An 18,615-nucleotide genomic window follows, 5' to 3' on the forward strand; every position below is an offset into this window, starting at 1 on the left:
AAATATGAAGTCTAAAAAAGCGTACGTCTTTCTAATGAGTGGGTTTGTTATTGGAATGCTTGTTGTATTTTATATATTTAGTTTGCAGACTCAATTACGGGAAGTCCGGGCCAATCAACAAAACTATGAGAAGGAGATGGCTTCCTTATCATCGGTAGAAGAATCGGATGCTCTGGAAGAGAATCAGGAGTTTTTAAATCACTTTTTCACTTATGAAACTACTAGTGACCGATATAAAAATATTGAAACCTACATGACCGATCAGGGATTTCAGGCGACTCACCCATCCGGTTCGGAACTTCCGAAGTCAGTGGAGTCCGTTACCTCTACTATGTCAGGGCTTAAAGCTTATGAATTTAATTCCTCTAAAACAGAAGCAGCTTTTTTGAATGAGTTTCAGTTAAGCACGGATTTTAACGATGTAACCAATACCGAAACGGTCATTGTGAAAACCTCTTTAGTTTATGTAAAAGAGCTGGGATGGAAAGTAGACGATGTGGAGTTTGTGGGGCAACTAACGGGGGTTAATTGAAACCAACTGGTATCGTAAGGAAAATTGTAGATTTAAGAAGGCTCGTCATTCCAGTTGAACTTCAACGGTTATTAGAAGTAGAAGTCAATCAGGGCCTCGAGATTTTTGTGGAGGAAAATCTATTATTCTACAGAAATATAAACCTATGAAAGCTTGCGCCTTAACAGGTGAAATTAGTTTAGAAAATAGCGAAAACAATTTATTCTAAGGGCATCACAGATGGTTCTTAAAAGTCAAAATGAAGAGCAAATCCGAAGATTGATGCAATTATCGACTATTCCTTCCTATAGTTAAAATTTACTGCCCTTCCCACTTATAAAAGAGTTTAATAGAGCAACAAAAATCCTACTTTCTCATTTTAAATGCTGAGAAAGTAGGATTTTTAATATTTGACCTTCTTTAACAGTAAAGTATCTCCCTAATTTCAGAGGTGAACCTAACGTATCAAGTGAAGCCTAGCCCTAGCGGGCCGATAAAGGTTTTGAGTTAGGGGGAGAGAAAAAGTGAAAATTGAAGCATTTAGAAATTATGTAGCGATTAGTAGAGATTGGGGTGGAAAAGCTTATAGATGGAATTTAGCCATTACACCTGGAAATAAGGCTTGGAATCTTGTCGACCAAACCATTAATTCAGGGGACATGATTGAGGGGTATTTAATCTTGTCTATAAGTAAAATTCCGTCCCAAAGCCCTTTCAAAGGAATTTATGGGAATTTTGAACCTTCATATCCAAATTCAATTAATACTTACACTTGCGATATTTGTGGTGGAACAGTAGTTAACGACAGATGTACTGAATGTCACTTTGATTGGGATTCTTAAGTTGTCAATTACGACATAAAAAAGAGTCAACCTACATCCGTAGGATTCTTTTGGAAGGTTAGTGAAATAGTAAAGCGTTTCTCATCTATAGACATGAGAAACGCTTTTTGAAATTCGATGAAATAATAAGGAGTAGTGATTTAAATGAGTTCTGAACTTAATGGGTTAACTGGTTATATAGGTCGATATTATCCGAAAACAGGTAGGCCGAAAGATTTTTTTACCTTACATCAACTGGCAGGAAAGGTTATATACAACCAGTATGGATGGGGTGATTTCAAGGGACTACAGATGCATCAATTTATAGAAGTTGCCTTGAAAAATGTTTTTGGTCAACAACCATCACGGGAATCGATTATTTTCTACTGTGACCTAATCCGTCTCCATAAAACCAAGACTATATCTGCAGAAGAATTCCCTAATGGAAAAGAGGTTTTGAAACACTATGAAGACCTTCTTGATTCCAATTATGATTTTGAAGATATTTTGCAACACGCGTCATGGCTTCTAAAAAACATGATGGTCACCTCTCTTAATCGTTTTAGATTTAAAAACGTTATCCTCCTGGATCCAGATACATTGAATCAACCTAATAACAGGAATGCACTGGACTTTTTCAATTGTTTCTCCGAATGGGCAACCAGCAAAGGAGTAAATATATACATTCAAAAAAGAGATTTCCAATTGGATCTGAATACCTTTAAAGAAGCGAGGGGTATTCAATGATTATAACTAGTCATGCAATTGAAAGATTTAAAGAGAGAGTGACAGAAGCACCTTTTGAAACAATACGTTCTTTCATAGAATCTGATGTGCTTAACAGTGAGATTTCTTACACAATTAATAACACTCAAAAGCGAATCATCAACGGAATAACTTATATTTGTGAGTGCACTAATTCAAAGAAATTAACTGTCGTTACTCTATATTTGTGTTAAATCTATTAATCAGAGATATTTCTATATAATAAATTAAAGATGGATATAACTATTTAAACCGAAATTCCACCGATACAATTGTTCTAGTAAGTCGCTTCCGCAAGTAGGGCAATTACATTCCTTTGTCTCATCTATCACATCAGTGTTTTCTTCTCCTTTTACTTCTTTCCAAACTTCTTTTAATAAACCTCCAAATGCAAGTAATCTCCTATTCTTCAAGGCTCTGTCTAATGCTAAAACTACTTTGTCAGTAGTATCCATATCCCATGGAAATAAATAGGTTCCTGGTTTAGTTGGGTATTTAGCTGTTTCAACAATGGCGGAAATCATCGCTTCTTCACTCTCGATTAGCTCATTTACTTTTTTTCTATTCCTTTTATTAGGCTTAATTATTCGTACGTCTACGACAGGGGTATATTCCACACGAAGTGATTGTTTCCAAAGTGCACTCCATGCACTATTTGTAAGGTATTTTCCTTCACTAAAATATGTCGAATCAACAGCTAGCAAAGTATGAAAATGGGGGTGATATGTACCATTGTCTTTATTTCTTGAAACTTCCAATCCTCTGAACCAACCTTTAACTACCTGACGAAATGCTTTTCTTTGGGAAAAGCGCTGCCAGGATCGAAATAAATGATCTAAAGTAGTGGAAAGATCCTTTTCTTCTACGTTTTGTACGGTTAATGTTAAAAACAGCCATCTAACTGGTTGTCTTATATTTACTTCGTGAGCAATTTTGTGAATATATGCCGAGTACCGTAATGAGCGTCTCCAAGCACACATTGGGCATAATCTATCGCGACAAAAATTTGCCCAATTCAACTTTTTATAGTGCCCATTAGGACATTGATTAAATTGTAAAAAAGAGCCGCAATAGCTAACTCGTTCTGCTTTTTTAAAGTTACCTAACCTTTGAAATGATTGTGCTAATAAACTTGATTGGCTTTTTCTTTTGTTCCACCGTTCATCTATAGGGTTTCTGTATCTTAAGTCCGATTGTTGCAAAATCTTCTTCTCCCTTTAAGTCGACATATTTTACTTTTCTTTTATCGGATTCCAGCAATTGGTTATTAAGTAGAATCATATTTAGTTATAAATAATCACCTTTTGAATGTCGATATTTATTATGATAAAGGGGGATATCATGATAAAAGGTTGCTTCAACAAAATATTGACTTATATTTTCACATTTGTATGTTGTGCTTTGCTTTTAGGAGGCGCTTTAAAAGCATGTGATTTTATTGAGGCTCAAGAAGATGAAGAACATAGGGAGGAAAGAGAGAATAGAACCGTAATGGAAGGTTCAGACGGTTATTTAACAGATTCTTCACTTATTGCCATAGATGAAAATAGTTTTGAAGAAATGTTGAAATATTCGAATGCAAGTAATGATGATGCCTTGCGTAGAATGATCGTTAATGGTTTTCTTTTTATCGGAGATCAAGGAAGTCGAATTACAGTGGTGGATCATAAATTTGGAAAATCTTTGATTGAGGTTGTTGATACAGGCCAAAGAGGGTATGTTGAGAACGAGTTTATCGTCAAAAAACTTGAAGAGTAGGATGAAATCAATAAAATAGATTTTCTGATTAATAAAAGAAGATCCTTCATGACGATCCGATGTTTTTTCCTCTTATTCCCTCTTTCTGTCCATCTTCTATAAATTCCTCACGGGTTAATAATAATACTCCAGAAGTATCGTCTAGCGTGCAAAAAATCATTTTGGACATTTGAACGAACTGCTTTTTTATATTAAATTAAACCTAATTATTTGAAATTATTGGTATATTTGGGGGGGTCTAAAGTGGAAAGAAGGTATGAGAAATTAGTCTCTTGGGTTGAAAACATTAAAGAGTTAAATCAAAGCTCGGCAGCTTCTTTGTTAATATTGAAAGATGATAAGGTGGTTCTAGAGCATTATAGTGGAAAGCACTCCAATCATAATGCACGCCCTATCACTGAAGCTTCTAGATTTAACGTAGCATCCGTTAGAAAAAGTTATTTAGGCTTGTGTGTCGCTTACGCTATACATGATGGGGAAATAAGTGGTATTGATGATTATATTAGTCATTACTTTGATGATCTAAATCCTGAAATAATTGGCGAGACTACAATAAGACATTTGGTCACTCATACTCATGGATTAGAGGAAAAGGCAAATGGTGAGCTGATTAGAGAGTTCCAACCAGGTGAAAGCTGGGCCTACAAAGGAATAAATATTAAGCTTATGGCGCAGTTAATCAATAATTTATATGGTATGCCATTTACCGAACTGTTACGTGAAAAAGTATTCCTTCCAATGGGTTTTCATCAGACTTGGTGGGAAACAGAACATAGTGATGAACTGGTGCGAGTCATCATTAATCCAGAGGAAAATGGAGAAGACGCAACCGGGAGTACGGAAGACGGCATAGAATCTAACCTCTTTGTATCCACCCAAGAGCTTGCAAGCTGGGGAAATCTCTTTTTAAATAAAGGAAAGTTTAATGAAAAACAAATTGTTCCTCAACAAGTGATTGAACTAGCCACTGAAATACATACGCCTCCCGAAGTAAATAAAGAATTCCCTCGTCACGGGTTTTTCTGGTATGTTCATGATCTACCTAGAGAACTGAGCGAAATGGGTGATAGGGTACCAGCTGGATCTTATCAAATTATTGGAGTCACTGGTCCGACATTACTTGTAATCCCAGAATATAATGTCGTGATCGCGAAAATGTATAATAAGAAATTCAATTACGGGAACAAAAATTACCTCTATTATCTTAAAGAGTTTAGTAATATTGCTGCTGATACATTTAAAGAATAGTTAATCGTTACTTAGAGTAAAACCTTATTTTTAAAAGGAGCATAGCCTGCTATCAGGCTATGCTCCTTTTGTATATTCGTATATTAAGATTATGTTTTATGTTTTAATTGCTTTTTTTCAATGTTTTTGAATGCCCGATTACTTAGCCAAGTGGTGATAATGGCAAGAATACTTCCAGTGAATAATGGGATGATACCAGGGATCAATGTGATAATTACACCAATCAAAATGATAGAAATCACGATTAGTAGTGTCTCCATAGGAGAGGCAGCAGCTACTAGGAACGATTGTTTCAAGTATTGGAAGAATGTAAGTTTGAAATGGACATATACGCTGAAGAAGAATAACAAAGTAAATACATAGGCAATTGAAACCAAGATAAGGACTGGATAGAAGTACTTTAGATTTCCTTCATTTACGTTAAGTAACTGGAAATCATAAAATAAGAAAGAACCAATAAAAATAAAGATTAATCCAAAGGCGTTTCCTTTAATAAATTCTTTTCGGAATGTTTCCCAGAAGGTACGAAAGATTGGTGTTTCGTTGTTTTTAAACCATTCTCGTACTACCGTGAACATTGCGATTGTTGCAGGAAAGAAGCCAAAAAACCCTAACCCGACCAATGTAAAAAGGATCCACAATAAATTTATGTAAGCTGCTTTAAGCATCCAATAGACTGCTTTACTGAACTTCTCCCATCCACTCATGAAAGCCCCCTCCTTGAAAACAAACTATACTTGAGAAAGCTTTCGCTTGGCAACCCTCTCTGACATTGAGTTTATCCCCATCTTATTTAAAGACAATTAAGAGACTTGTCTATTGATAGGAAAAGAAATACCATTAGAAATAACTTATAGAAAATTTATATAATTTAGAATTTTCATTTGGGCAGCTAAGCATTTCATCTTTAAAACGATCTCTAGCAAACTATCATGAGCAATTCTCGAAACTTTCCAATGTTATCCGTTTTAATGGGGGACCAGCTGTTCATCAGTAATTCAGGTGGTAGCTTCAGGTCGATTTTAAAATTTTGAGGGGGTTTTTTAATGAGAAGATTTGGTTACTTCTTTGGCTTGATGTTATTGATGTTCGTCATGGTAGGTTGTAGTGCAGATGAAGAAACTGGTGCAGGAGAAGATGGAGAAATCTCAGGTGAAATTACCGTGTGGGCCCACCCATTTGCTAGTGAAGGTGATGAGGAAAGCAAGATGTGGGATGAGATCATTAGCTCCTATGAAGAAGAGTTTGGCGTTGAGGTTAATTTTGAACAGATTCCGTGGTCTAATCGGGACCAAAAGATACTGACAGCTCTCGCTGCAAATAACGGACCGGACGTATTCTATGCGATTCCAGACCAAATGCCACAATATGCTGATGAAGGAATGCTACTCGAATTAGATCCTTATTTAGAAGACATGGATATGGACGATTTTGTAGATACGGCTCTTGTCTCTACAACTTGGCAGGATAAAACATATGGCCTACCAATTTTACAAGAAGCATATACCCTTTATTACAATAAAGAAATTGTGGAAGCGATTGGAGAAGATCCAGAGAATTTGCCTACAACATGGGAAGAATTTGAAGAATGGTCCAACAAAGCAAAAGAGAAAGGTTATTATGCCATGACTTATCCTGGTGGCGGTTCGATGAATGGAACAATCTATCCATGGATTTGGCAGGCTGGTGGAGACATCATTACTAAAGATGACGAAGTATTGATTAACTCTCCAGAATCAGTAGAGGCATTTGAATTTATTAACGATATGTATGAAGAAGGTGAAATTCCTAAAGATTCCATTACAGCTATGGAACATAATGCTCTTTGGGATAATGGAGAAATTATGGCCACTCTTGGTTCTGGAATCACTTTAACGAACTTGTTGAGTAAAGATGTTGTTGATTTTGCTATCGGTGAGCCACTTAAAAATGAAGAAAAAGTAACTTATGGTACAACTGGAATGTTTGTTGTCCCTTCTAATAGTGACAACAAAGCAGCAGCAGCTGAATTTGTTAAAACGATTACTAATACAGAGAATCAACGTAAGTTCAATGAAGTTACCCAATATATTCCGACTAGAGAGTCTGCAAAAGATATTTTTGATGATCAAGAGTATTTAAGTCAGCTTTCAGAGTATACACAGTATGCATTACCTGGCGTTATCCATCCGGTTGGTCGTGATATCATGCCTTTAATCCAGGCAGAAGTCCAGACGATGATGGAAGGGAAGAAAACGCCTCAGGAAGCTGCTGATGCTGCTGCAGAAGCGATTAAGGCCAAGCTTAATAATTAATTTGTATTAAAAGAACAGAGAGGGTGGTTGTCTATCGGATGACCATTCCCTTTGTTCTAACTTACATATGAAATAGGGTGATTACACTGGAAGAAAAATTAACGATGAGAATATCAAAAAAGAGTAGCTTATCCTTCAAAGAGCGTCTGATGAGGGAGTGGAACCAGAATGCTATAGTTTACATTTTCTTGATCCCGGCGTTAATTCACTTTCTGATATTTCAAATTTTTCCTTTCGGTTTCAGTTTTGTTCTAACATTTTTGGACTGGAAAGTTATCGGTACTCCCGAATTTGTCGGTTTAAAGCACTGGTCAGCATTTTTAAGCGATAAGCTTGCTTGGAAAGCTATTTGGAATACGGTGTTGTTCTCTATCTACTACATTATCCCCACTATGGCAATGGGCTTGATATTAGCTTTGATTATAAATAGTGGTGTGAAATTCTCGAAGGTTTTCAAAGGGATTTTCTTTTTACCTGTTGTTACTTCCTTTGTCATTATCGCTGGCCTATGGGGATGGTTATTTAATGGGACAGAAGCAGGTATGGTCAACTATGTCTTAGGACTGTTTGGAATCGATACACAGCTCTTTTTAGCTGATTCTGGCCAGGCGCTCATGGTTCTTGCAGGATTAAGTATTTTTAAAGTCAGTGGCAGTACGATGATTTATTACTTTGCTGGTCTACAATCCATTCCAAAGCAATTATATGAAGCTGCCCGCATTGATGGTGCTTCAAAAATGAAAATTTTTTGGCTGATCACATTTCCATTATTAAAACCGATCCATTTTTATGTAGCCATTATTACGACGATCGGTTCCTTTCAAATTTTTGACTCGACGTTTTTACTTACAGGCGGAGGGCCAAATTATTCCACTACCACTATTGTTTATTACTTATATGAGCAAGGGTTTACTAGTTTAAATCTGAGCTATGCTGCAGTTCTTTCCTATGTCTTGTTTTTTATTATCTTAACGATCTCCCTGATACAAAGAAAATACTTGGGTAAAGATTCAGCAATCTATTAAAGAGTATGGTGTTTGAAAAGGAGGGGTGTTAGTGCTTAAAACGACTATCAAGTATGTAGCCTTGTTGTTGTTAACTTTTGTTTTCTTGATGCCATTTATCGTCATGGCTTTGGGATCATTCAAAGATGTTCAATATGCTCAGGTGGATCCGTTATTCTGGATACCAACTGAGCCGGTACTTAAAAACTATGTTCATATTTTCACAGATGGCATATTTTTAAGGTGGATCTTTAACTCAATTGTTATCACAATTGTGCCAGTTGGAAGCCAGATGTTGTTTTGCGCCGTATTGGGATATATTTTTGCGAAAAAGCAGTTTCCAGGACGTGAAGTTATTTTTTGGATATTCATGGCGGTCATCATGATACCACAGCAACTCTTGATCATCCCAAAATATATTATGTTTGCTGACTTTGGATGGATCAACACGTATTGGTCCTTGATCGTTCCGGAGCTATGGGGGATTATGGGTGTTTTCTTGGTAAGACAATTTTTACAGAACATCCCGGATGATTTAGAAGAAGCAGCACGTATGGATGGAGCAAGTGATATCCAAGTCTTTTTTAGAGTCATTTTACCGTTATCTATCCCGGTTGTAGCTACTGTTGGAACATTTTCCTTCATTTCCAATTGGAATGATTTATTCCAACCTCTTATTTACATGACGAAGGAAGAAATGTTCCCTGTCACGGTAGGTCTTGCTTCTTTACTTGGTAAAGAAGGGAACTTTGGAATTGAAATGGCTGGATCGACAATCTCTTTTATTCCGACATTTTTAATATTCCTGTTTTTCCAGCGCTATTTCACAGAAGGAATTCAAATGTCCGGCTTAAAATAGCATGTTAGGAAGGATGGGGGATATGACAAATTTATCTATTGGCATGATAGGGCTTGATACCTCTCATGCCATTGCTTTTACTAAGCTGTTGAATAATCCCCACGAAAAGCACCACGTTAAGGGAGGGAAAGTGGAGGTCGCGTTTCCTGGCGGTTCTTCACATTCTCTATTAAGTAAGGAGAGGGTAGATAAGTATAAAGAGGAGGTACAGGAGTATGGAGTTAAAATAGTTAACTCTATTGAAGCAGTGGCTGAAGAATCTGATGCCATTATGCTCTTATCAATGGATGGAAGCCTGCATTTAGAACAGTTACGAAAAATCATACCATTTCGAAAGCCGGTGTTTATTGATAAACCTTTTTCCTTAAATTCAATCGAAGCCTTACACATGAAAGACTTAGCCGGTTCTGATCAAGTTCCAATAATGAGTTCGTCAGCATTACGATTTGCGGATAATTTGCAAGAAGCGTTGGTACTTCAGGATAAAGGGGAAATTATTGGTGCTGATTGTTACGGTCCCTTAGAGTTCATAAGGGAACAACCAGGATATTTTTGGTACGGAATACATGCTGTGGAAATGCTTTATTCCATTTTGGGTACGGGGGCTCATGCTGTTGAGGTCCTAGCTACAGACCGTCATCATTTACTGACAGGTAAGTGGAAAGATGGACGGATAGGCACAGTGAGAGGCAACCTTAGTGGCAATTATGAGTTTGGGGCTGTTATTCATTTTGAGAAGGGAAGCGTTCATATAAACGCCTCCAATAATAAAAAGACTTATTACGCGAGTCTGCTTGAGCGCGTTATTGCATTTTTTCTGAATGGTAAACCACACGTATCGATTGAGGAGACTTTAGAAATTATTCGCTTTATTGAGTTATCTAATCAAAGCAAACCAACAGTGGTGGACGCTGCTGAATAGGGTAGTATTATTTCACTTTTTCTTCTTCTAAGATGAATGAGAGACGATAGATCCGACGAGGTCTTCCTTTATGTGTCACTTTTTCTTCTCCCACAATATCGACAAGTTCAGCATCCATCCATTTTAACAGTATCCTGTGAGCACTCCGGACGGTGATTTTAAGTGTAGAAGCCAGTTCCTGTGCTGTATAATCATATTTTTTATGACGGGAAACCCGAGCCATAAGCTTAGTCATGTAGGCTGCTGACATACCAGCTTTTTCTGCCTTATCTAAAAGTTGAGCATCGGTTACGGATAAATCATAGCGCTCATATTGTTTATGTATCGCTATGTCGACGGGGCCCAAGACACTTCTATCCTCACGCACGATATAACATACGTTGCCTCCAAGGCCTTTGGACTGGCGAAGTGCAAGGCGAGCGTGATTTCCAGCTTCTGCTGCAGTACTGCCGAACCCAACGCCGATACTTAAGGTGATTCCCATTTTGATTTTGGTATCCTGCAGCAAAGGTATGAATTTATAACCCCTTGTTTCACGCTCGAATATTCCACGAGTTGTGATAAAGGAATATTCTTCACCTCCAAGGTTAATCAAGTGGCCATCTAATTGTTTTATATAGTCCAACAGCATCTGTTGGATTTGTAGCTTTAACAGCTGTACATCATGCTCGGAAGGGTATTTCTCGGTAACTTGTTGAAAATGATCGAGGTCAATAAGACCGAAGACGATTTGGGATTCTTTGTTTTGACGAGTTCGGGTAGCGAGCAAAGCGCGTTCTAAAGAAACGATCATATCTTGGTGCGTCGGTGTCACCCATTCATGAGGAATGTTCATCTCAGTCAATTTATTAGAAACATCTTGAATACCTGTTAATACGATCGATTGATTTTTCTTATGATTTTGGACATGAAAATCGATGATGTCACTAATCATGGCAGGACTGTTATCAGACTGGAATATGTCGTATTCATACGATTGTTCGTTTAGTTCGAACAGGATTTGCTGGACATATTTTTCATCAATGGTATCTATGGATAATTGTTTACACTCAAAGTTATTTTTGATTAAAAATAATGCTCGGTAAAGACCAGTTCCCATCAACGGAATATAATGGACAGGAATCGAAAAATCCAACATCTGCTTAGCCAAATAATAGAGTTGAGATTCTGTGAACATCAAAACGTCTACATCATCCATCAATTCCTTTGCAATATCGGTCACTTTGGTCGAAGGCGTAACGGTACGATATACCGGTTTGAAATTAGGAAAAGATTTTAGCGTCTCCTTAATTTTACTGATTAAAGCATCAGGACCAATGACCCCGATGATGATATCCGAGGCTCCTTTATCAACGTTAGGAATATTCATTTCATCATCTCCCGTTAAAAGACGTATTTAAGACTTGTCTCTAAATGTTATCTGCGTCCATAATATACTCACTATTCTAAATTGTCAAAAATATTTAATTGATAAAGGTGTTCTCTCGGTAAATAAAGACACTTTTAAGACTTGTCTTTTAATAACCCAGTTTTTAGAATGATAGGTAATTATTATTCAGAAATTTCAAATATTTATGGTGGTAAATTTTAGAGAGTAGGAGTGAAGAAATGAAAACGATTGCTGAATTAGAGGATTTTATGACAAAACCTTCAATCGAGTTAAAGAAAGATCTAACAAGTCTAGACGGAGATATCATGATCTTAGGCGTTGGAGGAAAAATGGGGCCAACTCTTGCGAAAATGGTCAGAAGAGCTATTGATGAAACAGGTGTTAAAAAACGTGTAATCGGCGTTTCACGGTTTTCTACAGGAAATTTGCAAGAGGAATTGAACGACTTTGGAATTGAAACAATTGCTGCTGACTTGCTTGATGATCAGGCGCTTGATTCTCTCCCTCTAGTAAAAAACATTATTTTTATGGCCGGTAATAAATTCGGAACGGTAGGAAATGAACACTTTACGTGGGCGATGAACGCTTATTTGCCGGGCAGAGTGGCTGAGAAATTCAAAACTTCCCGTATTGTTTCCTTTTCTACTGGAAATGTTTATCCTCTGACAATGATCTCAAGTAACAACTGCTCTGAAGATACACTGGTAAACCCAATTGGAGAGTATGCTCAGTCTTGTCTTGGCAGAGAGCGTATCTTTACTTACTTTTCTCATAAAAATAGTACCCCTATGCTTATGTTTCGATTGAACTACGCGATTGATCTTCGTTACGGCATACTATTGGAAATTGCTAAACAAGTAAACGAAGAGAAGACGATTGATTTAACGATGGGGAATGTAAATGTGATCTGGCAGGGAGATGCAAATGAATACGCCGTACGTTCTTTACTTCACTGTGATTATCCACCAGAAATACTGAACGTGACGGGTCCAGAAACCTTATCCGTCCGTTGGTTGGCAGAAGAATTTGCAAAGCGTTTTAATAAAAAAGCGATCTTTGCTAATGAAGAAGAGCCGACGGCTCTCCTGAATAATGCTTCTAAAGCTCACCAATTGTTCGGCTATCCAAAAGTCTCTGTTCTGAAAATGATCAATATGATAGCAGCGTGGGTACAAGGTGAAGGTATGACATTGGACAAACCAACCCATTTCCAAGAACGTGAAGGAGCTTTTTAACATGATTAACTCAGCAATTAAAAAAAAATTGCACCAGGGAACCGTCATTCCAGCTCATCCTTTAGCCTTGACCAGTGAAAAAACACTGGATGAAGCTGGTCAGCGTGCTTTGACACGCTATTATATTGATGCCGGGACTGGGGGCGTTGCAGTTGGCGTGCATACTACCCAGTTTGAAATTCGAGATCCAGAAGTGAATTTGTTCGAAGAAGTGCTGTCCATTGCTATGGAAGAGATTAAAGCGTCTGGTAAAGAAAATTCGTTTATTAAAATAGCCGGTGTGTGTGGACCGGCCCAACAAGCGATGGAAGAAGCAACGCTTGCCAGAGACCTCGGCTATGATCTCGGATTGCTCAGTATGGGAGGGTTAGATGAATTATCGGAAGATGATCTGATTCGTAGGACGGAACAAGTAGCCGAAATACTTCCTGTCTTTGGTTTTTATTTACAGACATCAGTAGGTGGAAGGATTTTATCTTATGATTTTTGGAGGAGGTTTGCTGATATTCCTAATGTTGAAGCAATCAAAATTGCCCCTTTTGATCGCTATCTTACTCTAGATGTTGTAAGGGCAGTAGCCAACTCCAAGCGTAATGAAGAGATTGCTCTTTATACGGGAAACGATGACAATATTATCAATGATTTGCTAACCGTTTTTAAAATTAGAACTGCAGACGGTATCGTGGAAAAATCGTTTGCAGGAGGACTTCTCGGGCACTGGTCAGTTTGGACAAAACGCGTCGTTGAACTGTTTGAGGAAATTAAAACAGCGCAGGGGCAGACGACCGTATCAAGTGAACTGTTATCTCTAGCCCAAGAGGTTACCGATGCTAATGCAGCTTTCTTCGATGCGAACAACCAATTTAAAGGGTGTATCGCTGGAATAAATGAAGTACTTGCTCGTCAAGGAATACTAAAAGGAAACTGGTGCCTATATGAAAAGGAACAATTAAGTTCCGGTCAATCTGCTGAAATTGATAGGATTTACAAGCATTATCCTCATTTGCATGACGACGATTTTGTTCGAGCGAATTTGGATAAGTGGCTTAAAACGACAAAGAAAGTGTGACGATGAAATGAGAAAAGTTATCGCAGCCGACCAACGTGCTAACGTAGAAGAAGTGCCTGATCTTGAGATTAAAGCTAATCATGTGATGGTTAAGACGTTACATTCCATCATTTCCCCGGGTACAGAAGCTACTATTATCAAAAACAGTTTAAGTAAAAAAATTGGGTTAGGTTACAGTGCAATGGGAGTCGTTGAAGCATGTGGAAGTGGTATCGATGACGTGGAGAAAGGCGATCGTGTGGCCTGCTATGGCGCACCTTATGTTCAGCATGCAGACTATATGCTCGTGCCCAAAACATTGTATGCGAAGGTCCCTGATAATGTGGATTCTAAAGAAGCAGCTCTGGCAGGTATCGGAGCTATCGCCATCCATGCTCTTCGCATCGCAAAACTGGAATTTGGAGAAACCGTGGTGATAGCCGGCCTTGGACTATTGGGGCAAATGATCGCAAAAATTTCTGATGCTGCTGCTTATAATGTCATTGCCTATGATCTTCATGATGAACGAGTTGAGATGCTTCATGAAGGAACGAACATTCGTGGTTTTTCGGATAGAGATAGTTTAGAAAAGGAAATTCATAAAAGTACGTCTGGTTATGGAGCAGACGCCGTATTGCTTTGTGCAGGTGGCAAAAAGTCACCACTTACGCATGAATCCCTTCAATGGATACGTAACAAAGGGAAAGTAGTCATCGTTGGAGACATCGAACCTGACTTTCCCAGGAATCTTATGTTCAGTAAAGAAGCTCAAATCCTTATTTCCAGAGCAGGAGGACCGGGGCGCTATGACAAGGTTTATGAAGCGCAAGCCATAGATTACCCATACGGTTTTGTACGATGGACTGAAGGACGGAATGTTTCAGAATACCTTCGTCTGGTAAGTGACAGACGAATCGATGTTACACCTTTTTTATCCAGTGAGATCGATTTTGAAAATGCAGCAGACGCTTACGAAAGTTTACTTGGTAAACAAACGAGTGTTTTGACAAAAGTTATTAACTATTAATGTTAGGTGGGTAGGAAATGAAACAGGTTCATATCGGAATAATCGGACTAGGAACAATTGCGGAAACAAGCCACTTGGTACATCTCAAGGAATTAGAAGGTGTGACCATTACAGCAGTAGCAGATTTGAACAAAGAGAGAGCAAAGCAAATAGCAGAAACCTACCATATTCCCCTGCATTTTAGTGATACAAAAAAGATGTTGGACACCGCAGAATTAGACGCTGTAGTGATTTGTACACCAAATACGACACATATCCCCATTGCAAGAATGGCTGCGGAAAAGAACATCCATGTACTGATGGAAAAGCCGATTGGAACAGATCTGTCACAAGTAGAGGGTTACCTTGAATTAGCCAATCAGCATCATGTAATGACAATGGTAGGAATGACACATCGTTTTCGTAATGATGCCGCCATTTTGAAAGAGTATATTCAACGAGGCAAGTTAGGCAATATTTATTACGCTAAAGCTAAGTTGCTTCGCAGACGAGGAACCCCGAAGGGGTGGTTTACGGACAAAGGCTTGTCTGGTGGCGGTGCGATGATGGATATCGGAGTTCATGTATTGGATTTGGCGTGGTGGCTGATCGGAACACCGAATTTCCAGTCTATATCAGGCCATACTTTGAAAGCACTTGGGGCTTATAAAACCCGTTTTTCATCGAGTTGGGAATCGAGCAATAAGCAGCTGAATCCTTCCTTCATTTTTGACGTTGAAGATTTTGGATCAGCATGGATCCGTTTCAGTAATGGAGTCGTTCTCTCCCTGGAAGTAGCTTGGGCCATGAATGGGGAAGAGGATGGAAATATATCGATTGAAATATTAGGAGATGGAGGCGGTGGGAGTTTATCGCCTTTATCCATTTTCGAAGAAGAAAATGACGTTGTTGTTAAAAAGCATCCGTACGTCGAAAATATCAGCCCTTTTAGAAAAGAATTACAGCATTTCATAGACTGTATTCGGAGTGGCGACCATCCACTTCCGGACGGGGCCCAAGGATATGAAGTGTTAAAAATGCTGCATGGAGTTTATGAATCATCAGAAAAACAAAAAGAAATCTCATATTCCTAACTTAGAAGGGAGACAGTAATCATGTTAAAGGTCGGTGTTGTTGGCGTAGGCTCCATCTCTCAGTATCACATTGAACCCTACCAGTCCAACGCTAATGTAGATTTGGTAGCTTTTTGTGACGTGAATGAGGAACGTCTTAAGGAAAAAGGTGAGAAGTACAACGTGGACCAGCTGTATACCGATTATCGGGAACTGTTGCAAAACGGTGCTATTGATGCGGTTAGTATTTGTACATGGAACAATTCCCACGCCGAAATTGCCGTCGCAGCACTGGAAGCTGGCAAGCACGTACTAGTTGAAAAACCTCTTAGCATTACAGTCGAAGAGGCAGAAAGAGTTCAGGAAGCAGCAGAACGAACTGGTAAAGTCGTACAGGTTGGCTTTGTAAGACGACATGGAGATAATGCTAAATTACTGAAGACGTTCATTGACCAAGGAGAGCTTGGTGAAATTTATTATGCGAAAGCCTCCTGTTTACGCAGACTTGGCAATCCTGGCGGTTGGTTTAGCGATATGACTAAATCAGGCGGCGGACCATTAATTGATCTAGGTGTCCATATGATTGATATCAGCTGGTACCTGATGGGCCGTCCTCGTCCTATCTCGGTTAGTGGAAACACATATAACAAACTAGGGAACAGAAGTCATATAAACAATCTATCATTCTATCAAGCTGCCGATTATGATCCATCCCTGAATGATGTAGAAGATTTAACGAATGCGATGATTCGTTTTGAAAATGGGGCTTCCCTAATAGTAGATGTCAGTTTTACCTTGCAAGCCTTGAAAAACGAAGTCTCTGTTAAGCTGTTTGGTGATAAAGGGGGAGCTGAAATTGAACCTGAGCTTGCTATGGTTACAGAAAAGAATAGCACCATTTTAAATATAACCCCACAAATTGATAGTCTAATTTTTGATTTTGAAAAGGCTTTTCAAAATGAAATCAATCATTTTGTGGCTTGCTGTTTAGACGGTACAGAAAATATTGCCCCAGTCTCAGATGGGGTCGAAGTAATGAAAATGCTAAATGCTGTATACGAGTCTGCAAAGACAGGGAAGGAAGTTTATTTGTAATGAGTACCATAAGTGTAGATTTGGTAGTGATAGGCGGTGGATTAGGTGGTTGTGCTGCAACTCTTGCCGCATGTTCTCAAGGTCTTCGCGTTCTTTTAATAGAAGAAACAGAATGGTTAGGTGGGCAGGTGACTTCCCAAGGTGTTCCTCCAGATGAACATCAATGGATCGAAGAATTTGGTTCTACGAGACGATACCGAAATTATCGTGAAAATGTTCGTCAGTCCTATAAACGGATAATGCAGATAACTGACACGAAAGAACCTCTAAATCCGGGGAATGGACTGGTCAGCAACCTATGTCATGATCCACGGGTCAGCCTTCACGTATTAAATGAAATGCTCCTGCCCTTTACCATGACCAACCAACTGATTATTAAGCTTAGAACAAAGGTTGTTCAAGTGAAGCGCAATGGAAAAGCTGTTCAAGCAATCGTTTTGGATTCAGGAGAAACGATTAGGGCTCTTTATTTTATTGATGCTACCGAATCGGGCGAAATATTGCCCTTGGCCGACTTGGATTATGTAACAGGAGCCGAGTCAAAAGCAGAGACGGGAGAACCTCATGCGTTGGATTCAGCTGATCCAGACGATATTCAGGCATTCATTTATGTTTTAGCGATGGAATATCGTGAAGGAGAAAATCATCAGATTGACAGACCGGAAATGTACGACTTTTGGCGAGAATTTCATCCTGACATTTGGCCAGATAAATTACTAAGTTTTTATGCGCCGCATCCTATTACCAAAGAGAAACGTCAATACACTTTATTTCGTGAAGAACAGGGGTTTCCTTTATGGGAATACCGGCGAATGTTCCATTCTACCCTGTATGATACACCACGTGCTACCGGTGATATTACGTTAATGAACTGGCCACAAAACGATTATTTTTTAGGGAACATTTACGATGTCTCTCCACAGGAAAGAGAGAAACATTTATATCAGGCAAAGCAGCTAAGTCTTTCCTTATTATATTGGCTTCAAACAGAAGCACCGCGGTCTGATGGAGGTAAGGGGTATCCTGGATTGAAACTCCGGTATGACGTATTTGATACCAAGGATGGATTAGCTAAAAGTGCTTATATCCGAGAGTCTCGGCGTATTAAAGCAGAATATTGCATCACGGAAAAGGATGTTTCTCCTGATTTTAATGAAGGAAAAACAGGCAAATTTTACAGGGATCGTGTCGGCATCGGCTCTTACAGTATAGACTTGCATCCTAGTATGACAGGGCGCAATTATCTTGATATCAAAGCCCTCCCATTTCATATACCATTAGGAGCACTAATCCCTAAAGATATCGACAATCTGTTAGCAGGTTGCAAAAATATCGGCACTACTCATATTACCAACGGTTGTTACCGTTTGCACCCGACAGAATGGAATATAGGAGAGGCTTGTGGGGAACTGGTAGCTTTTTGTTTAGGAAAGGAAACTAGTCCCAAAGAGGTACGGGAAAATGATAAATTACTAATTCAATTTCAAAATGATCTGAGGGCGTCTGGTTTTGAGCTGGAATGGCCGGAAGAATTTTATCACTAAGTTTCAGTCAGCATTCATGTTGAGTCATATCAAAGTCGAGGA

18 protein-coding genes are annotated in these 18,615 nt (G+C 38.7%); 15 read left to right on the forward strand and 3 right to left on the reverse strand.

The genetic code is table 11. From position 1 onward, the window contains the following. Positions 1-4: 4 nt before the first annotated feature. The 3 genes from PQ578_RS19525 (at position 5) to PQ578_RS19535 (ending at position 2,079) form a co-directional block, all read left to right on the forward strand. On the forward strand, positions 5-532 hold the full coding sequence (locus PQ578_RS19525) for a hypothetical protein (RefSeq protein WP_273836210.1): 528 nt from the start codon (positions 5-7) through the stop codon (positions 530-532). A 503-nt stretch (positions 533-1,035) separates the two neighbouring features. Next, positions 1,036-1,353 carry a hypothetical protein gene (locus tag PQ578_RS19530; protein ID WP_273836212.1) on the forward strand — a complete coding sequence of 106 codons (318 nt, stop codon included), beginning with the start codon at positions 1,036-1,038 and terminating at the stop codon, positions 1,351-1,353. 144 nt (positions 1,354-1,497) lie between these two features. Beyond that, positions 1,498-2,079 carry a hypothetical protein gene (locus tag PQ578_RS19535; protein WP_273836213.1) on the forward strand — a complete coding sequence of 194 codons (582 nt, stop codon included), beginning with the start codon at positions 1,498-1,500 and terminating at the stop codon, positions 2,077-2,079. Between the two features lie 245 nt (positions 2,080-2,324). On the opposite strand, the gene PQ578_RS19540 is transcribed toward PQ578_RS19535, so the two are convergent. Beyond that, complete coding sequence (locus PQ578_RS19540; protein WP_273836215.1) at positions 2,325-3,299, reverse strand: protein rep; 975 nt, start codon at positions 3,297-3,299, stop codon at positions 2,325-2,327. A gap of 139 nt (positions 3,300-3,438) precedes the next feature. On the opposite strand from PQ578_RS19540, the gene PQ578_RS19545 reads away from it, so the two are divergent. After that, positions 3,439-3,855 (forward strand): hypothetical protein, encoded by a 417-nt coding sequence (locus PQ578_RS19545; protein WP_273836216.1) that lies wholly within the window; start codon positions 3,439-3,441, stop codon positions 3,853-3,855. 243 nt (positions 3,856-4,098) lie between these two features. Further along, positions 4,099-5,103 carry a serine hydrolase domain-containing protein gene (locus PQ578_RS19550; protein WP_273836218.1) on the forward strand — a complete coding sequence of 335 codons (1,005 nt, stop codon included), beginning with the start codon at positions 4,099-4,101 and terminating at the stop codon, positions 5,101-5,103. A gap of 89 nt (positions 5,104-5,192) precedes the next feature. Here PQ578_RS19550 and PQ578_RS19555 read toward each other — a convergent pair whose 3' ends face one another. Then, positions 5,193-5,810, reverse strand: coding sequence for a YesL family protein (locus PQ578_RS19555; protein ID WP_273836219.1), 618 nt, complete (start codon positions 5,808-5,810; stop codon positions 5,193-5,195). Positions 5,811-6,149: 339 nt separating this feature from the next. Here PQ578_RS19555 and PQ578_RS19560 point away from each other — a divergent pair, with 339 nt between their 5' ends. From PQ578_RS19560 to PQ578_RS19575, 4 genes are all read left to right on the forward strand, one after another. Further along, positions 6,150-7,397, forward strand: a complete 1,248-nt coding sequence (locus PQ578_RS19560; protein ID WP_273836220.1) for a sugar ABC transporter substrate-binding protein — start codon at positions 6,150-6,152, stop codon at positions 7,395-7,397. 104 nt (positions 7,398-7,501) lie between these two features. Next, positions 7,502-8,422 (forward strand): carbohydrate ABC transporter permease, encoded by a 921-nt coding sequence (locus tag PQ578_RS19565; protein ID WP_273836221.1) that lies wholly within the window; start codon positions 7,502-7,504, stop codon positions 8,420-8,422. Positions 8,423-8,510: 88 nt separating this feature from the next. Continuing rightward, on the forward strand, positions 8,511-9,260 hold the full coding sequence (locus PQ578_RS19570; RefSeq protein WP_273836325.1) for a carbohydrate ABC transporter permease: 750 nt from the start codon (positions 8,511-8,513) through the stop codon (positions 9,258-9,260). Between the two features lie 22 nt (positions 9,261-9,282). After that, positions 9,283-10,182: a Gfo/Idh/MocA family protein gene (locus PQ578_RS19575; RefSeq protein ID WP_273836223.1), complete on the forward strand. Its 900-nt coding sequence runs from the start codon at positions 9,283-9,285 to the stop codon at positions 10,180-10,182. A 7-nt stretch (positions 10,183-10,189) separates the two neighbouring features. On the opposite strand, the gene PQ578_RS19580 is transcribed toward PQ578_RS19575, so the two are convergent. Continuing rightward, positions 10,190-11,551 carry a GGDEF domain-containing protein gene (locus tag PQ578_RS19580; protein ID WP_273836224.1) on the reverse strand — a complete coding sequence of 454 codons (1,362 nt, stop codon included), beginning with the start codon at positions 11,549-11,551 and terminating at the stop codon, positions 10,190-10,192. 239 nt (positions 11,552-11,790) lie between these two features. Here PQ578_RS19580 and PQ578_RS19585 point away from each other — a divergent pair, with 239 nt between their 5' ends. From PQ578_RS19585 to PQ578_RS19610, 6 genes are read left to right on the forward strand one after another with little or no spacing between them, the layout of a single operon-like run. Further along, positions 11,791-12,807 carry an NAD-dependent epimerase/dehydratase family protein gene (locus PQ578_RS19585; protein WP_273836225.1) on the forward strand — a complete coding sequence of 339 codons (1,017 nt, stop codon included), beginning with the start codon at positions 11,791-11,793 and terminating at the stop codon, positions 12,805-12,807. 1 nt (position 12,808) lies between these two features. Beyond that, positions 12,809-13,876 carry a dihydrodipicolinate synthase family protein gene (locus PQ578_RS19590; protein ID WP_273836227.1) on the forward strand — a complete coding sequence of 356 codons (1,068 nt, stop codon included), beginning with the start codon at positions 12,809-12,811 and terminating at the stop codon, positions 13,874-13,876. A gap of 7 nt (positions 13,877-13,883) precedes the next feature. Next, positions 13,884-14,882, forward strand: a complete 999-nt coding sequence (locus tag PQ578_RS19595) for a zinc-dependent alcohol dehydrogenase (RefSeq protein WP_273836229.1) — start codon at positions 13,884-13,886, stop codon at positions 14,880-14,882. Positions 14,883-14,899: 17 nt separating this feature from the next. Continuing rightward, on the forward strand, positions 14,900-15,955 hold the full coding sequence (locus tag PQ578_RS19600; RefSeq protein WP_273836231.1) for a Gfo/Idh/MocA family protein: 1,056 nt from the start codon (positions 14,900-14,902) through the stop codon (positions 15,953-15,955). Positions 15,956-15,976: 21 nt separating this feature from the next. Next, entirely contained in the window at positions 15,977-17,029 is a 1,053-nt protein-coding gene (locus PQ578_RS19605; protein WP_273836233.1) for a Gfo/Idh/MocA family protein, read from the forward strand. Beyond that, on the forward strand, positions 17,029-18,573 hold the full coding sequence (locus tag PQ578_RS19610) for an FAD-dependent oxidoreductase (RefSeq protein WP_273836234.1): 1,545 nt from the start codon (positions 17,029-17,031) through the stop codon (positions 18,571-18,573). Before PQ578_RS19605 ends, PQ578_RS19610 begins: the two co-directional genes overlap by 1 nt. Positions 18,574-18,615 lie beyond the last annotated feature (42 nt).

The organism is Guptibacillus sedimenti, assembly GCF_028610665.1.
GTDB classification, from domain to species: domain Bacteria; phylum Bacillota; class Bacilli; order Bacillales; family Guptibacillaceae; genus Guptibacillus; species Guptibacillus sedimenti.